General features: G+C 28.4%; 13 protein-coding genes and 1 pseudogene. 10 read left to right on the forward strand and 4 right to left on the reverse strand.

Annotation, left to right across the window (positions count from 1 at the left end):
- The first annotated feature begins 4 nt into the window (after window positions 1–4).
- Window positions 5–1,159, forward strand: coding sequence for a protein-glutamate O-methyltransferase CheR (locus LLF98_RS11985; RefSeq protein WP_291703881.1), 1,155 nt, complete (start codon window positions 5–7; stop codon window positions 1,157–1,159).
- A gap of 206 nt (window positions 1,160–1,365) precedes the next feature.
- On the opposite strand, the pseudogene LLF98_RS11990 reads toward LLF98_RS11985, so the two are convergent.
- The 3 genes and pseudogenes from LLF98_RS11990 to LLF98_RS15445 form a co-directional block, all read right to left on the reverse strand.
- Window positions 1,366–1,704, reverse strand: a pseudogene (locus LLF98_RS11990) (manganese catalase family protein); the annotation flags it as partial.
- A 15-nt stretch (window positions 1,705–1,719) separates the two neighbouring features.
- Window positions 1,720–1,974, reverse strand: a complete 255-nt coding sequence (locus tag LLF98_RS11995; RefSeq protein ID WP_291703883.1) for a spore coat protein CotJB — start codon at window positions 1,972–1,974, stop codon at window positions 1,720–1,722.
- 6 nt (window positions 1,975–1,980) lie between these two features.
- On the reverse strand, window positions 1,981–2,133 hold the full coding sequence (locus LLF98_RS15445; RefSeq protein WP_366512108.1) for a spore coat associated protein CotJA: 153 nt from the start codon (window positions 2,131–2,133) through the stop codon (window positions 1,981–1,983).
- A gap of 458 nt (window positions 2,134–2,591) precedes the next feature.
- On the opposite strand from LLF98_RS15445, the gene LLF98_RS12005 reads away from it, so the two are divergent.
- Genes LLF98_RS12005 through LLF98_RS12015 form a run of 3 tightly spaced genes read left to right on the forward strand, consistent with a single transcriptional unit; the run spans window position 2,592 to window position 6,779 of the window.
- Window positions 2,592–3,032 (forward strand): MarR family transcriptional regulator, encoded by a 441-nt coding sequence (locus LLF98_RS12005; RefSeq protein ID WP_291703887.1) that lies wholly within the window; start codon window positions 2,592–2,594, stop codon window positions 3,030–3,032.
- 40 nt (window positions 3,033–3,072) lie between these two features.
- Window positions 3,073–4,848 (forward strand): ABC transporter ATP-binding protein, encoded by a 1,776-nt coding sequence (locus tag LLF98_RS12010; protein WP_291703889.1) that lies wholly within the window; start codon window positions 3,073–3,075, stop codon window positions 4,846–4,848.
- Window positions 4,845–6,779: an ABC transporter ATP-binding protein gene (locus LLF98_RS12015; protein WP_291703891.1), complete on the forward strand. Its 1,935-nt coding sequence runs from the start codon at window positions 4,845–4,847 to the stop codon at window positions 6,777–6,779. The genes LLF98_RS12010 and LLF98_RS12015 overlap by 4 nt, the downstream gene beginning before the upstream one ends.
- Before the next feature lie 208 nt (window positions 6,780–6,987).
- Here the strand turns inward: LLF98_RS12015 and LLF98_RS12020 are convergent, their stop codons facing one another.
- Window positions 6,988–10,524, reverse strand: a complete 3,537-nt coding sequence (locus tag LLF98_RS12020; protein WP_291703893.1) for an SIR2 family protein — start codon at window positions 10,522–10,524, stop codon at window positions 6,988–6,990.
- A gap of 329 nt (window positions 10,525–10,853) precedes the next feature.
- On the opposite strand from LLF98_RS12020, the gene LLF98_RS12025 reads away from it, so the two are divergent.
- The 6 genes from LLF98_RS12025 (at window position 10,854) to LLF98_RS12050 (ending at window position 17,155) form a co-directional block, all read left to right on the forward strand.
- Window positions 10,854–11,342, forward strand: a complete 489-nt coding sequence (locus LLF98_RS12025) for a GNAT family N-acetyltransferase (protein ID WP_291703897.1) — start codon at window positions 10,854–10,856, stop codon at window positions 11,340–11,342.
- 73 nt (window positions 11,343–11,415) lie between these two features.
- Window positions 11,416–12,216 (forward strand): histidinol-phosphatase HisJ, encoded by an 801-nt coding sequence (gene hisJ / locus LLF98_RS12030; protein WP_291703899.1) that lies wholly within the window; start codon window positions 11,416–11,418, stop codon window positions 12,214–12,216.
- Window positions 12,217–12,264: 48 nt separating this feature from the next.
- The gene (locus tag LLF98_RS12035) at window positions 12,265–12,504 is read left to right on the forward strand and encodes a hypothetical protein (protein WP_366512107.1); all 240 of its coding nucleotides are present in this window, start codon (window positions 12,265–12,267) and stop codon (window positions 12,502–12,504) included.
- Window positions 12,505–12,589: 85 nt separating this feature from the next.
- The gene (locus LLF98_RS12040) at window positions 12,590–14,098 is read left to right on the forward strand and encodes an IMP dehydrogenase (protein ID WP_291703901.1); all 1,509 of its coding nucleotides are present in this window, start codon (window positions 12,590–12,592) and stop codon (window positions 14,096–14,098) included.
- A 348-nt stretch (window positions 14,099–14,446) separates the two neighbouring features.
- Window positions 14,447–15,700 (forward strand): HD domain-containing phosphohydrolase, encoded by a 1,254-nt coding sequence (locus tag LLF98_RS12045; RefSeq protein ID WP_291703903.1) that lies wholly within the window; start codon window positions 14,447–14,449, stop codon window positions 15,698–15,700.
- Window positions 15,701–15,916: 216 nt separating this feature from the next.
- Window positions 15,917–17,155, forward strand: coding sequence for a hypothetical protein (locus LLF98_RS12050; RefSeq protein WP_291703905.1), 1,239 nt, complete (start codon window positions 15,917–15,919; stop codon window positions 17,153–17,155).
- Window positions 17,156–17,233 lie beyond the last annotated feature (78 nt).

Raw genomic sequence — 17,233 nt, forward strand, 5'->3', positions numbered from 1 at the left:
GATTTTGGACTTTAAAATAATTTATAAACAAGTAGAAGCAGAAATAGTTGTTCTGGGAGAATTTGAAGAACATGAGCATGAAGTAGAACTAATAAAGCTGTTAAGCTTATCAGAAAATAAAAATATTAATATAACTTTTTTACAAGCTAATATAATTCCTGGAATTATTGTGCAAATACTTTTTGATTTACAAGAACTCCAGAAGTGTACAGTTTTCGTTGCACAGAAGTATTTATATTCATATCTTCAAAAATTAGGTATAAGATGTAAAGAGGATAATAAAAGTTGGTCTTACAACAAAATAACTGATAATTCATCTGATAAAATACAAATTATAAATAAAGAAGAAGTTCAAAGCTTCTTAAATGAACTAAGCATTGTATATGGCTATGATTATACCGAATATCAAATAGATAGTATAATGAGACGTATAAACGTAACTATGATAAAAGAGGGCATCCGGAATTTTAATTTATTTAAAGATGTGGTTTTAAACAACCAAAAAGTTTTTCATAACCTTTTTCTTGATTTTTCAATAAATACTACGGAGTTTTTTAGGGATCCTGAGGTGTTTGCTTTAATTAAAACCAAGATATTGCCATATTTGAATTCATATAATCATATTAAAATTTGGTGTGCAGGTTGTTCCATTGGAAAAGAAGTTTATTCCTTGGCTATAATGTTAGAAGAAGCAGGAATGTTAAGTAAAACCCAAATTTATGCTACAGACCTTAATCCTTATGTCATAGAAGAGGCAAAAAATGGAATATATTCTACAGCTACATTAGATAAAGACATAAGTAATTATAGAAATGCATTAGGAGAAAAAAGTTTTATTCAATATTTTGACATTAATAAAGAGTATATAAAGGTTAAACCAGAGTTTATGAAAAACATATTGTTTTTCCACCATAGCCTGCTTAGCAATGGAACTTTAAACGAATTTAATTTAATACTTTGCAGAAATGTATTTATTTATTTTAATGATAGTCTGCAGGAGAAAATACTAAAAAATTTCCATAATTCTTTGGATAACAATGGATTCTTAGTCCTCGGAAAGAGTGAAGGAATTCAAAGAAACAACGGAGAAAAATATTTTTGTAGTTATGATCAAAAATCAAAAATTTATAATAAGAAATATCCTAATATAGTAGACTAGCATATTGACTTGTTATTTTTTGGATTATGCCTAAAGCTTGATTTGACTTCAATGATAAATAGATACAATAAACTACACGAAGTTAAAATTTAATAAAACAATTCAAAAGACCCCTTATGTTGAAACTCGTATCCAACATGAGGGGTGTTTTGTAATATTTCTTAAAGCATTTAACTAATTCCCCAATATCGTAGTTTCATAGGGCAAGGGTTCCCGGTTGCATCTGTATAAAAAATTGCTTTTCTATGATCAGCATAATTTCCACCAAGACCTGCCTTCTTAAGTTCATCAACAGTAGCATTTTCCATAAGTTGGTGTACCATAGTTGCAATCATTTCAACATGGCCCATCTCTTCTGTCCCAATATCTGTCAAGAGTGCTTTGGATTTACCAGTTGGCATTGTATAGCGTTGATCTAAATATCTAAGAGCAGCACCTAATTCGCCATCAGGACCACCATATTGAGTTATTAGATATTTTGCCATATTAAGATCTTTACATTTTAGATTTATTGGATATTCTAGTGTTTTTACATAATACCACATAAGTTTTTATTCCTCCTATTCATAATTTTCCCAAGGCCATGGTTGATCGACCCAAGCTTTTGGTTCCTCTACAAAAGCAGAACCAAAGTTTGTTAATGGACCATGAGTTTTCTCATACTCGTGGACTAAGCTAGTTAATTTACAAGATACTTTCTCGTAATCTTCTCTAGCATTTTTATCATCAGGAAAATTATCAAGGTATAGGTTAAGGTCTATAGCACAAAACTGATACATCATTATATTTTTTAAGATATCATTACACGGACACATAATAAATCACCTCTCACATTTATTTTTTTTACATTCATGATATGGTCTATAAAGATCTTTAAAGATTGTACCCATTAAAAATCCTTCTCTGCATGAAAATAAATTTTCATATTTTTGAGGTATAATATATGCACGCGCATATTCTTTTGATTTACCCATATGGTCATAATGTGTTTTACACATACACCCATCTTTTGATTTAATCATATAATCCTCATGTGATTTATCCATATGGTCATCTTTTGATTTAATCATATAATCCTCGTGTTCTTTACACATACAGTCATCGTGTCTGTACATAAGTTTTTGCTCCTTTATTTGTTTGTCACTTAATAAATAGACTATGCGATTTTTCAACAAAATGTGATAAAAAATTAAAATTAAGGGTATAATTTAACATATTATATTCAATAATTATAATGGATATAACAGAAGGAATGACAGTTTTTACATTAAAACTGTATAAGGACTAAAGGCTTCGTGTAAAAATTGCGCGAAGTTTTTTATTTTAATAATACCTTGACAGAAAATAGTTATGATATTACAATTTACTTCGTAAACGAAATATTCGCAGTCGAAATATTCGAGAACGAAATATATTTTAAGGTGGAGATAAAATGGACACAATAAATGAGAGTATAGAAGTTGCAAGACTTTTCCAAGAGGTAATGCATTTAATTAAATACAGTATGAAAAAGTTGCATGGTGATTTAGGAATATCTGCACCACAAGGTATGGTTATAGCGCTTTTGAGTAAGAATAAGAAAATGAAGATAACAGATCTTAGTAATCAACTTTGTTTATCAAATAGTACTGTATCTGGCATTATTGATAGACTTGAAGCGCAAGAAATAGTGGTAAGAGAACGAAGCATAGAGGACAAGAGAGTAGTTTATGTAAGTATATCTACGAATTTTGAAGATATGCATAAAGCTTTTCATAAGAAAATTGAAAAGAATTTGGAAAAAATAATGGGTCAAGGAAGCCCAGAAGAACTTCATAAAATTTCTGAAGGCTTAGATGCACTAAAAAAGCTTTTAAGTTCTCAGCAAGACTAAGATATATCAAAAAAATTACAATGACTGGAGATGATATAAAATGTTTAAATTGTTTAGGTTTTTAAAACAATACTCATTACAAATAGTTTTAATAGTTCTATTAATTTTTACGCAAGTCCTTGCAAATTTATATTTACCAACTTTGATGGCTGATATAGTTGACAAAGGCATAGTACAAAAGGATGTAGTTCAAACTATTTCATTTTTAGGCTTTAGTGGTTCTTATCAAGGTGTGGATTACATTATGAGAACAGGTGGAATCATGTTACTTATTTCAGCAGGTGGTGCTATATGCTCAGTTATAGCTACATTCCTATCTTCAAGAACTGCTGTAGGTTTTGGTAGGATTATTCGTAATAAATTATTTACTAAAGTTGAAGGATTTTCCCTACATGAGTTCGATAAAATTGGTACTGCTACCCTTATAACTAGAACTACAAATGATGTTACTCAAATTCAAGCTGTAACTGTAATGATTTTTTCTATTATGCTTTTTGCACCGTTAACTGGCCTTGGTGGTATTTTTATGGCTTTAAGAGAGGATGCACCTTTAACTTGGATTTTTGCAATAGTAATTCCCCTCCTTGGAATTATTATTGGATTAACATTAAAATCTGCTATGCCGTTATTTAAATTAATGCAAGTAAAAATAGATAAATTGAATCTTGTATTACGGGAAGGACTTACAGGTATTAGAGTAATACGTGCTTTTAACCGCATAGATACCGAAAAAGTTAGATTTGATGATGCAAACACTGATCTTATGGATAATGCTATAAAAGTAAATAAGATTATGGCATTTTTAATGCCAATCATGATGTTAATTATGAATGTTACAACTGTTGCTATTATCTGGTTTGGTGGCATACGAATAGATGAAGGCAAAATGCAAATTGGTTCTTTAATAGCATTTATTCAATATGGAATGCAAATTTTATTTGGTTTCTTAATGCTTGCTATGGTATTTATAATGATACCAAGAGCTCAAGCTTCTGCCATAAGAATAAATGAAGTATTAGAAATGGAACCAGAAATCCTAGATCCACAAAAGACTATGCTTGCTGATAAAGAAAGTGGGTATGTTGAATTTAAGGATGTAAGTTTTAGCTACCCTGGTGCAGATCAGCCAGCTATTAATAACATAACCTTTAGTGCGAGGCCTGGTGAAATAACTGCTATTATTGGTGGTACAGGTTCAGGGAAATCTACTTTAGTAAATTTAATACCACGTTTTTATGATGCAACTAGTGGCTCGGTACTTGTGGATGGTGTAGATGTAAGAGAATTAAGCCAGGAAAGTCTTAGAGCAAAAATAGGTTTTGTTCCTCAAAAGACTGTACTTTTCTCTGGAAGTATTGCTGAAAATATTAAATATGGTAAGGATAATGCCACTATTGAAGAAATTCAGCATGCCGCTGATGTAGCACAGGCTACAGATTTTATTAGTGGAATGACAGAAGGTTATGAACATGTTATTGCTCAAGGAGGAACAAATGTTTCTGGAGGACAAAAACAACGTCTATCTATAGCACGTGCTTTAGTCAGAAAGCCTGAAATATATATTTTTGATGATAGTTTTTCAGCACTTGATTTTAAAACTGATGCAAAACTTCGTGCAGCACTTAAAAATGAAACTGCAAAATCTACAGTGCTTATTATTGCTCAAAGAGTAGCAACAGTTATGGATGCAGATAGAATCATAGTTTTAGATGATGGCTGCATTGCAGGCATGGGAACTCATAAAGAACTTTTAAATAGCTGCACAGTATATAATGAAATTGTATCTTCACAGCTTTCAGAGGAGGAATTAGCATGAGTGAAAATAGAAATGTAAATAAATCAAAGGGTGGCATGGGCGGTCCAGGTGGTGGACCGATGGGTTCCTTTGCACGTGGTCCTGTCATAAAAGCAAAGGACTTTAAAGGAACTTTAAAAAGGCTTTTAAGTTATTTAAAGCCACAAAGAATTAGTTTTATTTTAGTGTTTATATTTGCAATATTCAGCACTATTTTTACTATAGTAGGACCTAAGATTTCTGGTTGGGCAATAACTAGATTAGTTGAAGGCTTGATAGCAAAATTTACAGCTATAAACCAAAATGCTGCTTTGGTTAAAACAGGTAAGGCTGCTAGCATTATAGTGCCTAACATAGACTTTCCATATATAAGAAATGTTATTTTATTGTTGCTTGGATTATATTTAATAAGTTCACTTTTTGGATTTCTTCAACAATATATTATGGCTGGAGTTGCACAAAAGACTGTTTATAATATTCGTAAAGATGTTGAAGATAAACTTTCACGTTTACCCCTTAAATTTTTTGATGCAAGAACTCATGGTGAAATTTTAAGTCGTGTAACAAATGATGTTGATAATATTGCAACAACATTGCAACAAAGTCTTACACAGCTTATTACGTCTATTGTTACTATCATTGGTATTATAATAATGATGTTAACAATAAGTCCATTAATGACATTGGTTGTTATTTTAACTTTACCACTTTATATTTTGGTAACAGCTCTTGTTGCAAAACGCTCTCAAAAGTATTTTGCAGCTCAACAGAAAGAAATTGGAGCTCTCAATGGGCATGTTGAAGAAATGTATACAGGTCACAAAATTGTTAAAGCTTTTGGACATGAACATGATTCTATTGAAGAATTTAAGAATATTAATGATAGATTATACAATTCAGGTTGGAAAGCTCAGTTTATATCTGGAATAATAATGCCTATGATGAGATTTGTTAGTAATATAGGATATGTAATAGTTTGTGTTGTTGGTGGTTATTTAGCAATCCAAGGTAAAATTACTATTGGTGATATTCAAGCTTTTATTCAATATTCAAATCAGTTTACTCAACCAATAGTCCAAACTGCTAATATTGCTAATATAATTCAATCTACAGTAGCTTCAGCTGAACGTATATTTGAATTATTAGATGAAGTTGAAGAGATTCCAGATGCTTCTGATGCTAAACTTATAGAATTTCCTAAGGGAGAAGTTAAATTTGAAAATGTTAACTTCAGCTATAAAACAGAAGAACCTCTTATTAAAAACATGAATATAGGTGTAAAACAAGGTAATACAATTGCAATTGTTGGACCAACTGGTGCTGGTAAAACTACCCTTGTTAACTTGCTTATGCGTTTTTATGAGATAGGTGCTGGCAGAATTACAATTGATGGAGTAGATATAAGAGATATCAAACGTGGAGAGCTACATAACATGTTTGGTATGGTACTTCAAGATACTTGGTTATTTAATGGTACTATAATGGATAATATCGCTTATGGAAAAAAAGGAGCAACAGAAGAGGAAGTTATGCAAGCAGCAAGAGCAGCTCATGCACATCACTTTATTAAAACTCTTCCAGATGGATATAATACAATACTAAATGAAGAAGCTTCAAATATATCTCAAGGCCAAAAACAACTTCTTACTATAGCTAGAGCAATACTTGCAAATCCAACTATTATGATACTTGATGAAGCTACAAGTAGCGTTGATTCGAGAACAGAAGTCTACATACAAAGGGCTATGACAGAGCTTATGCAAAATAGAACAAGTTTTGTAATTGCACATAGACTTTCTACAATTAGAGATGCAGAGTTAATACTAGTTATGAATAAAGGAAGTATCATTGAGATGGGAAATCATAATGAACTTCTTGCTAAGAATGGTTTCTATGCAGATCTTTACAATAGCCAATTTACTGGAGCAAATTTAGATAATGAAGTAGTATAAGATAAGTGTAGATACCCACAGTGGAAATCATACTTATTCGGATATCCTACCGAAATAAGGGGCATGCATTTGTAATGTATAAGTATAACTTGCGCTGTGTTTATCTATATAAGAGTCCCTGTTCAACTAGATTTGAACAGGGACTCTTCAAAGTTTTTTCCATAAAATTAGATTTTACCTAAATATGTATTAATTTTATAGTAAAGAACTATTTTAGATTTAGTTGTTTTTTCATGAACGTGATGTATTCAGAAAAATTCAATTCTTCTGGTAAAGGGTAATTGTCTTCATTATATTCACCATCAGTTTTACCAAGTAAACACTCAAATTGATATATTAAAAAACCATAGTAATGCTCTTTGGCTAAAGAATATCCTGTATTTACCCACTGATTATAGCTGGTGTGATTGATATATTTTAAGAATTTTGAAAAATAGTATATACATTCTACGTAGTAATATTTAATATGTGCAAGGTTTTTTAGTGCATTCATATAATATTCTATTGCCTTCTCGTCATCCTTCTCGATAGATGCATACATCGTGTTTTGTAGTCCTAATGTATAAGGGTTTGTTACAACTAAATTAGTAATAGTTTCTCTATCTAATGATTTTATTTTTGATTTTAAATAGTGGATTTGCATTTTTTCCAAATGATCCTTTGGGTATATATTATCAATGTAAATTAGAAGTTCTTCTTCATTTATTTTACCTTCATTAAGATATTTTTCAAAATCAAAAAAGTCTTTTTTAGTTTTAAGTGTAGGAATTTTTGCGTATTTACCCAGTTCAAATACTGAAGCATTGTAAAGCCCTGTAACTTGAAGTTTATTATTAATTATCCATTTGCAAAATTTAAAGGCTTCGCCCTCAAGGAAATAAAGCTCAAAAGCGGTTGCAATAATATTTTTGAATATTTCATCTTTGTTAATGATATTATTGAAGTCATTAAACGATATTATTTTCTTTAGGTTTTTAAAAGAAATATTAAAGTTTCCTAAGTAATATGATGCGCGGAGGTTACTAATTCTAATCAATAGATGTCCATCTTCAATATCATCAAAATAACTTTCAAGTTGCGATGTCTCATTTAAGAGTATATCTAAGCACTGTGTGCGAGTACTGATTGATAGAATAAAATTTATATAGTCTAATTTTTCTAGCTTACTTAGTTTTAAATCTTCAAACTTGTTTAAATAATTAATGCTTTTTATAAAATTATTATTTTGACTGTCAAATAATTCATAAGCAAGTATGGAATTATTTTTCAAAATAGAGGATATTTTTGATGATAAAAAACTATTATAATTATAAGCTTCTTTGTAAAATATTACTTTATTTTCTTCTAATTTCTCATTAAATTGATAATCCGCAAATCTTCTTATTATGGATTGTAATTTAATATTTCCATTGACTAAATCTACTAAAGATTTATTATCAAGAGACTTTAATTCAGCATCTTTTATTGGATTTAAAGATAAATTTTGGGAACAACTTTTAAAAAACTGCTTAAAATTTTCCATGTTAATTCCGTCAGGGAATAAAGAAAGTAATTGAAAAGCAAGCTTTTCTTTATCATTCAATTTTTTATAAGAATAATTTATAGACTGATATAAAGATTTTGATTTTTCAATGTTTTCATCACACTCATTAATATAAATATTGTCTTTATATTCAATTAGCGTATTAAAAAAGTCATCTTCTAATTCATGTTTTAAGACCTCGATATTTTTTCCGGGTGGTAAATTGGAAGCAACAATTCTAATAGCTAGTGGATTCTTATTAAGCAAGTTTTCTATAATATCAGATTTTAAACACTGCATTTCATCTTTTTCAATATGATAAGGATAATGTTTCGAAAATAATTCCACTGCTTCATCTGTAGTGAAATCTCTTAAAGTATAGGCATCTTCAAACTGTGAATTAGGAAATACAATTTCTCGTGAAGTAATAACTACTGTCGCATAATCACTGATAAACTTTAAAAGTTCTTGTATTTCTAAGGAATCGTCAAGATATAATAATGTTTCAAAGTTATCCAAAATAATTAAACTATTTACATCAAGATTATTTAATTTTACATGTTCCTTAAAATTTATTGTATTATCTAATTGAAAACATTGGGCAATTTTAAGTTCAAATTGATTATAGTTTTCTATATGTTCTAAATCGATAAAATATATACCTTGGTTAAAAAATCCTCTTTTTGAAAATTCGTAGGCACATTTTTTAGCAATTGTAGTTTTGCCAATTCCACCAGACCCCTTTATTGTAAGGATTTGACCTTTGGAATGTAAATTAAAGATTTTTCTTATTATGGTTTCTAAATCTGAATTTCTGCCAACAAAGTCTGATAGCGATTTAGTATCAATTGAATTAGGCATAGTTGTTTCAGGCTTTCCTATGTTTGCTTTACCAGGTGAAATTAAAATTGAATCTATTTTTTCTAGGTTTATATATTCAAAATTAGAAAAAACAAATTTTTCATCGTATCTTCTAAATAACTTGAAAATAACATCTTTTATATTACTCTTTTCTTGCTTATAAATGAAAAATGGATGTGAAACAGTATCTTCGATTTCTATAACATCATTTGTAAAGCAAAATATTGCTTTTAAAGCCTCACAACAAATGTTCTCTTCTAACTCTTTCAAACTTACAAAATCACTTTTGAAATATTCATCTTCTATGCATATTTTATTTTTGAAAGTTTGAGAAAATAGAATAAAATAATCATATTCAGCTAATTCTCTTAATATGTCTAAAGAAAGATGATGACAGTCTATAGATACATCTAATTTGTCAAAGTTTTTTGTAAGCTCGTTAAAACTAAATTCATATGGCTTATCAATAGGGGATGCTAGTAATAACGCAATTTTGACTTTGGGAACTTCTTGTATAGCCTTATCTAATACTTTTTCTTCTATTGTTACAGCGGTTTCTTTTATCACTGCATTTTTAGACTTTTTGACATTTACCATTGCATCCAATATTTCGTCTAAAGCCTCTCCCCAATTATCAATTTTAAGCACATCAGTGCTATAACGACTAAAATTATCATCAGTTGTAGAGATAATAAAGTGTTTATTTATAAAACCATCAAAAACTTTAGTCATATTTTCAAAAATATTGCATACATATGGATCTTGCAAGCTAAAGCCTAAAAATACAATGGTGTAATCAGTGAATATCTTCATTAACTGAAAAAGTACCGATTTATCTTTAGCAGCATATAATTTTTTATAATCTTCTTCGAATAAAATACATTTTGCCATATCCTCTAGACTGCCATGCATTTTAAGTAAATATTCATTCTTCTTAGTTAATTGTGATATTTCAAATGATTGCGTATAAACTGTAGGTGTAATTTTAGGATTTGCAGATTCTAATGCTATATCATAATTAGTAGTTATAATTTTACTTGTTATCTCCCAGAGTTTTTTATGTCTATTTAAATTTTCATCTTTAATGGGAACTGAAAAATTTTTCTTTATAGTTTTGTATATTTCTGTTTTATCACTTTTAATTCTTTCCAATATTTCTATGGCCGTAAAAGTTTTATCTTGTAAAACAGGTATAAGATTCTTACGAGAGGGATTATCCTTTGATAGCTCATCTAGAATATTAACAACCAAATTATCCCAGTTTGGAAATCCCAAAGGTATAGAGGTTCCAGAACCTATAAAAAATACTAAAGTATCATTTTCAATTGCTTCTTTTATTTTACTATGTAATGTAATGCTCATTTTGTCACCATCCTTAAGTTAATATAAATAGAATTCGACAGATTTATATGAAATCCTTCTAAAAGTGTAATATATTAACATAATAGAGAAGAATGCTATGAAGTGAGTTGCATAGCATTTTGTGATTTTTTGTATATTATGCATCTTGTTTTAGTTTAAGTGAATAAGCAATAGCATAATAGATAATGTAAGAAGCAAATTACATTTATAATGAATACTGTATTATTCAGAAAATGAATTGCGGTGATTTTATATTAATAAATAAAAATACTATATAATATAAACGTTAAATGATAAAATATACGTAATAAATCACATGGAGGAAACAAATGAATACTACCAATAATTATGAAAATGAAAGTTTAGAAGAAATAAGAAAAGCAAAAATAGAAGATTTAGAAACTATAGTTAAATTTAATTATAACTTAGCAAAGGAAACTGAAGACAAAGAACTAGATTTAGAAATTCTTACTAAAGGGGTTAAAGCAATATTAAATGATTCTACAAAGGGACAATATTATGTATATGTAATAGATAATAAAGTAGTAGGGCAAATAATGTATACATATGAATGGAGTGATTGGAGAAATGGAATGTTTCTTTGGGTCCAAAGTGTTTATGTAGATTCAGAGTATAGAAGAAAAGGTATATTTAAAGAATTATATAATTATGTAAAGAAAATTTGTGATGATCAGGAAGGTACTACAGGAGTAAGATTATATGTAGAAAAAGAAAATTTCAATGCAAAAGCTACATATAAATCATTAGGGATGCAAGAATGTAATTATCATATATATGAATATGAGGTAAATAGATAATAGGTAGATAGAAAGGAAGTGAACTTTTATAGAGATAAGTACATTAAAATATTATCTCTATAATAAGTAGATTATGGAAAATAAAAAAATATTAAGAGATGGGCATATTCATTCTCCATATTGTCCACATGGAACTAAAGATACTTTTGAAATGTATATAGAAAAGGCAATTATGGAAGGCTTAGAAGAAATGACATTTACTGAACATATGCCATTTCCAGCTTATTTTATGGATGATACAAAGTTTTTAGATGAATGTGCTCCATCAAAGGAAATGATAGATAAGTATTTTGAAGATGTAGAAAAAATAAAGATAAAATTTAAGGATAAAATAAAGATAAATAGCGGTCTTGAAGTTGATTTTCTTGATGGATATGAAGACAAGACAACAGAAATGTTAAGTATATATGGTCCTAAGTTAGAAGATGGTTTATTGTCAGTACATTTCATAAAAGTAGGAAATGAATTTACTTATATTGATGGGAAAGAAGGCTTTGAAAAAGCTATAAAAGCTTTAGGGAATACTGAAAAAGTGTATGATAAATATTATGAAACTTTATTAATAGCAATAAAAGCTGATTTGGGAGAATTTAAACCCAAACGTATTGGACATCCTAATTTAATTAGAATTTTTAATAAGTTACATCCTTTGGAATATAAAAATAGAGAGCTTTTAGAAGAAATAGTAAAAGAAATAAAGAAGAGAGATTATGAAGTAGATATTAATACTGCAGGACTTAGAAAACCATATTGCGGTGAAATTTATGTGTCTGATATATTTAAAGAATTGGTAGAAAAATATGAAGTTAAAAAAGTATATGGTTCAGATTCACATACATCAAGTGATATTGGAAGAGATTTTGATAAAGAATAATGTAATCAAGCAATAAAACTAATGCTTTTAAATTTTGAGGGGAGAACTATGGAATTAGAGGGTATGAACTTTATAAGGGAAATTACAACATTTATTTTTGTTGAAGATAAGCTTGAAAAAGTTGACATTATTTTTGTACCTGGCGGTTCATGGCCAGATCCAACAGAAAAAGCAGCTAAGCTTTGGTTAGAGGGATATGCACCGTATGTTTTACCTTCAGGGAAATATAGTATGAGCAAAGGTTATTTTCCGGAAGCAATGACCAAAGGTGACAAAATAGTTAATTAGGATTTTTATGTTGACAATAATATTAAAAAGGTATTATCATATAGAATAAAATAGTTATAATGTAAAAATAAAGGAGTGAGATATAATGGCATATTATTTTAATGAACCATCCCATACTTTTGGAGAATATTTATTGGTACCAGGGTATTCTTCAACAAAATGCATTCCACAAAATGTAAGCTTAAGAACACCACTTGTAAAATTTAAAAAGGGTGAAGAGTCATCATTAATGATTAATATTCCAATGACTTCAGCAATTATGCAATCAGTGTCAGATGATAAAATGGCAGTGGCTTTAGCAAAAGAAGGTGGAATTTCATTTATATTTGGTTCCCAATCAATTGAAAATGAAGCAGCTATGGTTGCAAAAGTTAAAAATTATAAGTCAGGATTTGTTACAAGTGTTGCAAATGTTAAGCCAGACACAACACTCGGGGAAGTGGTAGAATTAAAAGAAAAAACAGGTTATTCTACTATGGCAGTTACAGATGATGGAACCGCTAATGGGAAGCTTCTTGGTATAGTAACAAGTAGAGATTATAGAGTTACTAGAATGGATTTTAAAACTCAAGTTTCAGAATTTATGACTCCTTTTAATAAACTTACCTATGCTGATGCTGACATTACATTAAAAGAAGCAAATAATATTATTTGGGAACATAAATTAAATATGCTACCATTAGTTGATAAAGATCAAAAGCTAAAATATATGGTATTCCGTAAAGATTATTCAGCTAACAAAGAAAATCAAAATGAACTTATTGATTCTCAAAAAAGATATATAGTAGGAGCAGGGATTAATACTAGAGACTATGCAGAAAGAGTTCCAGCATTAATTGAAGCTGGAGCAGACGTACTATGTATTGATTCTTCAGAAGGTTTTTCAGAATGGCAAAAAATAACGATTGAATATATACATAAAAACTTTGGAGAAAATATTAAAGTTGGAGCTGGAAACGTTGTTGATAAAGACGGATTTTTATTTTTAGCAGAAGCGGGAGCGGATTTTGTAAAGGTTGGAATCGGTGGAGGATCTATTTGCATAACTCGTGAACAAAAGGGCATAGGTCGCGGTCAAGCAACAGCAATTAATGATGTAGTTAAAGCTAGAGACGAATATTTTGAGAAAACAGGAACGTATATACCAGTATGTTCTGATGGTGGTATTGTACATGATTATCATGTAACTTTAGCTCTTGCTATGGGAGCAGATTTCATAATGCTAGGCAGATATTTCTCTAGATTTGATGAAAGTCCAACTAATAAAGTAAATATAAATGGAAATTACATGAAGGAATATTGGGGTGAGGGCTCTAATAGAGCAAGAAATTGGCAAAGATATGATCTTGGAGGAGATAAGAAGTTATCTTTCGAAGAAGGTGTTGATTCATATGTGCCATATGCAGGAAGTTTAAAAGATAATGTTACAATAACATTAAACAAAGTACGTTCAACAATGTGTAATTGTGGAGCTCTTACAATTCCAGAGTTACAAAAAAATGCGAAAATAACATTAGTTTCTGCAACAAGTATTGTTGAGGGAGGTTCACATGATGTTATATTAAAAGATAACCATTATACTACTCAACAATAAAAATTTACGGAAAGAGTTTAAATAAGTTTTTATTGACTGTGAATTTTTAGCCGTGGAAGTATCCACGGCTTTTTTTTATGCGTTTATTGTAATATAAGAACATATAATAAAGGTATAATAATTGTTATTTTGAGACTACATAAGTGTTCATATGTTTTTTATAGAAAACAATGGTGATATAATATAATAAATCATTTAATGAGAGTATTATAATTAAAAAACAATATTTATATGAGATAAAATTAATAAATATTATTTGATTAAAATATAGATAATAAATAAACAAAATAATATTTTATAAATCTAGCCATATAATTATTAGGATAGGAAAGTTATAGGAGAAAATTAATGAAAGAAAATTTTGAAGTTACTTTAAAACAAATGATACTTGTTATTCATAGAACTATTAATTCAGTAGATAAAAGACTTTTAAATCATGGAGAACAAGTTGGGTACATTATGCTGAATTTATTAAAAGCAGAAGGAAGTTACAGTGATGAAGAAATACTTGAAATTTGTACAATATCTATTTTTCATGATATAGGAGCATATAAAGTTACAGAGAGGGATAAACTTGTAGAGATTGATGTTACAGCTCCAATTGAGCATGCTGTTTATGGTTCTTTATTCATAAAATATTTTTCACCACTTTCAGATTTATATGATATAGTGTTAACTCACCATTTTACAATTAAATATTTTAAGGACAAGCACATGGAAGTGTTATCTAAAGAAGGATTGTTATTAAATTTTGCTGACTATATAGATAGGGTATGCTTAAATAAAAACACCTCGACGAAAAATTATATTAAAGAAAATAAGAATTACTCAAAAGAACATATAGATTTATTTGTAGAAGCAGATAAAAAATATGATTTTTTGAATAAATTATTAAATGGATCTTATGTAGATGAATTATATAGTTTTTTAGAAACTAAAATTCTTTCTAGAGAAGATGTAATTGCTTATAGTAAAATGTTAGCATATTCTATTGATTTTAGAAGTGAAGCAACGGTTAAACATACAATATTAGTTGAATTTATAAGTTATCAAATAGCAAAACTTTATGGGTTGGATGAGAAAATTTTAACAAAAATTAAAGTGGCAGCGGCGCTTCATGACATAGGAAAAATAGGAATTCCAGTAGAAATTTTAGAGAAACCAGGAAAACTTACTGATGATGAATTCGAAATCATGAAAAGCCACGCTATAATTGGATATGATATTCTAAGTAATTTAAATATAGATGATATTAGAGATATAGGAACACTTCACCATGAAAAATTAGATGGAACTGGTTATCCTTTTGGACTTAAAGGAGAAGAAATAACAGTAGAAATGCGAATAGTAGCAATAGGAGATATTATTAGTGCATTACTCGGGTCAAGAAGTTACAAAGAAGAATTCAATAAGGATAAAATAATTAAAATATTAGAAAGCATGGCAGATATGAATAAAATAGATTCGAAAATAGTAAATTTATTTATAAATAATTATGATTATATTATTAATGAAGCTCAAAATCAAAGTAGCGATTTGATGAACACATATTTAAATTTGAATAATGAATATAATATTGAAATGTTTTGCCTAAGTATATAGAGCAGTATAAAGAAGAGGTTGTCTTAGAATAAAAAGAAAATTTTACTCTAAGACAATCTCTTTATTTAAATATGCCTAATTATTTGAAATATACAAGAAAGTTAGTAATATATCACATAATATTATATAATTAACATCGATGTAGTAATATGTTAATATATTATTACATCAAAGATACTAGGAAAAATCCAAAATATTTAAAGGTGGTATGGGGAGTTGGATAGAAAATTGAAAGACAATAAAGAGGAAATAGAAGAATTTCATGATAATGATAGAAATAATAATGAGACTAATAGTAATGTTAATAAGCAGTATAAAAAGCCTTATCTTGTAAATATAATAGCATTTTTAATAATTATCGCATTTTCAGTTGGAATATTAAGTATATATCCTACAATAAAGGAAAAGGCAAAGGCAAATATTTCGTCGCCTTATGAAAATTATGAGATTCTAAAAAGAATTAATCAAACTAACTATATATTATATAAAAACATATTAGATAAGGAAGAGAGTAAGGAATTAACTTATGATGAGACTTATGTTAAATCATATAAAGAGTCAAAAAATTATAATCAATTTAAACATAATCTAAATAATGAAATAGAAGGCTGGAATGAAAATTTAAATAGAAGATTGAAAAATTTAGATTATTTTGCATATGTTAATAACGATTTTACAAAAAATAAAACTAATATAGGTAATTCTTTAAGTAGATTAGTAACAAATTCTAAAAATGAAGAATTAAATGATAAATATGATTTTTTTATGGTTGTCCATTATGATAAAAATGGTGGAGTAGAAGTATCTAATATACATGGTGCAAACGAATATAATGTAAGAAATATATTTTCAGAATTTAGTTTTAAAAGGTCATTTGATAATAATTTAGTAGAGGTAAATGAGATTAAGTTTAATGAAATTAAAAATGCAACTTTTATATACGCAATTCCTAAGGAATTAAAATATGAAGATAATATAAGCGTAATTTTAAATAGGTCACTAAATAATGTTAATATTGAAGTTTTAATTACAATCGTAATGATGATATTATGCAGTATATTACTATTGGGGTTAATGGTTCCATATAAAAAAGGAAAAGATGTATTTGGAATTAAAATGTTCATAAAGATTCCGCTTGAAATTAATTGTATTATATTTGCATTTGGAGTTATATTTTCTGGAATTGGATCTTTTTATTCTGTTTGTGCAACCATAAAAGGATCATTTGGAAAGGGGTGGATTGGGTTTGGCATAAATCCTGAACTGGATATGTGGCTAAGAAGTATACTAAATGTAACTATGTGGTTTATTGTATTTTACTTAATATTCGCTGGTGATATGCTTTTGAAGCATATATTTAAAACAGGAATAGTTAAATATCTTAAAGAAAAGTTATTGATTATTAAGATTTTTAAAGTAGTAAAGAAGTGGATGGAGATTTATTTAAAGCCATAATCTCATTTAACAAATAGTGATTTTGCCAGTATATTGGTTATAATATATAATTGATAAAAGAACATTTACATATTATAA

Origin of the sequence: Clostridium sp., assembly GCF_021372645.1 — a bacterium.
Lineage (GTDB): Bacteria > Bacillota > Clostridia > Clostridiales > Clostridiaceae > Clostridium.

What these genes read in the sequence shown, in the direction of transcription:
- LLF98_RS12010 (WP_291703889.1), top strand. Translation starts at nt 3,073, where the DNA reads ATGTTTAAATTGTTTAGGTTTTTAAAACAATACTCATTACAAATAGTT.
- LLF98_RS12045 (WP_291703903.1), top strand. Translation starts at nt 14,447, where the DNA reads ATGAAAGAAAATTTTGAAGTTACTTTAAAACAAATGATACTTGTTATT.
- LLF98_RS12040 (WP_291703901.1), top strand. Translation starts at nt 12,590, where the DNA reads ATGGCATATTATTTTAATGAACCATCCCATACTTTTGGAGAATATTTA.
- LLF98_RS12035 (WP_366512107.1), top strand. Translation starts at nt 12,265, where the DNA reads ATGGAATTAGAGGGTATGAACTTTATAAGGGAAATTACAACATTTATT.
- LLF98_RS11995 (WP_291703883.1), bottom strand. Translation starts at nt 1,974, where the DNA reads ATGTGTCCGTGTAATGATATCTTAAAAAATATAATGATGTATCAGTTT.
- LLF98_RS12025 (WP_291703897.1), top strand. Translation starts at nt 10,854, where the DNA reads ATGAATACTACCAATAATTATGAAAATGAAAGTTTAGAAGAAATAAGA.
- LLF98_RS12020 (WP_291703893.1), bottom strand. Translation starts at nt 10,524, where the DNA reads ATGAGCATTACATTACATAGTAAAATAAAAGAAGCAATTGAAAATGAT.
- LLF98_RS12005 (WP_291703887.1), top strand. Translation starts at nt 2,592, where the DNA reads ATGGACACAATAAATGAGAGTATAGAAGTTGCAAGACTTTTCCAAGAG.
- LLF98_RS12015 (WP_291703891.1), top strand. Translation starts at nt 4,845, where the DNA reads ATGAGTGAAAATAGAAATGTAAATAAATCAAAGGGTGGCATGGGCGGT.
- hisJ (WP_291703899.1), top strand. Translation starts at nt 11,416, where the DNA reads ATGGAAAATAAAAAAATATTAAGAGATGGGCATATTCATTCTCCATAT.
- LLF98_RS15445 (WP_366512108.1), bottom strand. Translation starts at nt 2,133, where the DNA reads ATGGGTAAATCAAAAGAATATGCGCGTGCATATATTATACCTCAAAAA.